Source organism: Micromonospora sp. NPDC047548, assembly GCF_040642975.1.
In the GTDB taxonomy this organism is placed as follows: domain Bacteria; phylum Actinomycetota; class Actinomycetes; order Mycobacteriales; family Micromonosporaceae; genus Micromonospora.
In genome coordinates this window covers 1-1,698 of sequence record NZ_JBEYTI010000119.1, presented here as the reverse complement: position 1 = coordinate 1,698, position 1,698 = coordinate 1, and the positions used below count along the sequence as shown (strand labels likewise).

The following is a 1,698-nucleotide window of genomic DNA, read 5'->3' as shown; positions in this document are numbered from 1 at the left end:
CTTCTGCCGATGTGCGCTCACCTGATCATTCGGACGTGGTCGCATCGAAACAGTCGTGTCGCCGATCACCGTCGGACCCCAGCCTGACCCAGCGCGACGCCAACAACCGATACCACCGGATGAACGGCGGCCGCGAGCCAGTAGCCGACGTGCGCGCTGTTCGGGACGTTGCGATAGCAGGGTTGGCCGGCGATGCAGTGGCCGTTCGTGCTTCCTCCGGCCACCGGAGAGTGCTCGTGTGGCTTGTTCGGGTCTGCCGGTCGCGGGGCGTGGCCCGGACTGCAAGCAGGCGATGTAAGCGCCCCGGCCGGCGCGGCACCAGTGCCGTTGCACCATAGTCAGATAATCTTTATATTGGCGATTATGTCGAAGGCCATGCGAGAACCGACGTTCTGGATCCTGACCGCACTGGTCGATCAACCACGGCACGGGTACGGCGTGATCCAGACGGCCGAGGCGCTCTCCGAAGGCCAGGTCAGGTTGCAGGCCGGCACCCTCTACGCGGCGCTGGACCGGTTAGCCGCCCAAGGACTGGTCGCGATCGACAGAGAGGAGACCGTTGAAGGGCGTCCTCGGCGCTACTACCGCCTCACCGACGGCGGCGCGGCGGCACTCGCTGAGGAGACAGCGCGATTGGCCCACAACGTTCGCACCGCATCGCGGCGGCTGAACGCCACGCGGCCTGGCCCGGCGTTCGCATGAGCCGCCGCCTCGCCACCCCATATCGCCTGCTGCTGCACGTCTACCCGAAGGGCTCACGTCGCGGAGAACTGGCAGACACGCTGCTCATGGCCGCCGAGGCCGGACACGTCCGGCCCGGCCCTATTGAGACGCTCAACCTGCTTCGGCAAGGCATGCGGGCCCGACTCGGTCGCCCACTTAGCAGAGGCGTGGTCGTGCTGGCAATCTTCGCCTCAATTTTCTCCGGCTTTCTGAGCGCGTCGCTGGCGAACCGTATTGGTTGGGAGGCGGCGCCGGCGCTTCCAACCGGCGCAGCGTGGACTCAGCTCGCCCAGATGCTCACCCCAGGCTTATCGGCACAATCGTACGGAAGGTCGGACGACCCCTTCCGCAACAACGGTGGTGAGACCGATGCGGCGTCGGTCAGCTACCTCACCGATCGAACGCCTGCGACCGAGGACGTCGATGCCTATCTAGCCGGCCTGCAGCAACGCCTGGAGGCGGCCGGCTGGCGCGTCACCGACACCTACTCGACCAGCCCGACCGACATCGAAACCGGCGCCCGGCAAAACAACTCGCAGGCGTTGACCGCACGCAACGGCGCACTCGTGCTGTCGTTCGAGGACTACTTCGACGCAGCGTACGCCGAAGGCGGGCTCAGGGTCTCGATCTACCGGGCGGAACCGCGGTGGCTCACCGGTTCGACGCTCGCCGTCGGCCTGCTCGGTATGCTGGCCGGCTGGCTGCTAGCCGGCTGGGCCAGCCGCCGTCTCGAGCACCGTCCGTGGGCCGCTCCTCTCGCGGCCACCGCCGCCATTGGCGGTCTCGTCTTGCTGATCCCCGCCTGGCTGCTCGGTAGTCTGCAATTCCTGGGCACACTGTCCGACACGGCCGTGCCTGACTCGCCGTTCTGGCGTGGCCTGGTGCCCACCGACGAGTTTGGCGGCATGGCCTACCCCGCCGGGGCGGCGATAACAGCAGCCATCGCCGTGGCCGTGCTCTGCCCGCCCCGCCCCG

2 protein-coding genes are annotated in these 1,698 nt (G+C 67.6%); both read left to right on the top strand.

The features are described from left to right. The first annotated feature begins 363 nt into the window (after nucleotides 1-363). Nucleotides 364-702, top strand: a complete 339-nt coding sequence (locus ABZ807_RS33320) for a PadR family transcriptional regulator (RefSeq protein WP_239559670.1) — start codon at nucleotides 364-366, stop codon at nucleotides 700-702. Next, a partial coding sequence (locus tag ABZ807_RS33315; protein ID WP_357167145.1) for a hypothetical protein occupies nucleotides 699-1,698 on the top strand: 1,000 nt, incomplete at its 3' end. The genes ABZ807_RS33320 and ABZ807_RS33315, both read left to right, overlap by 4 nt.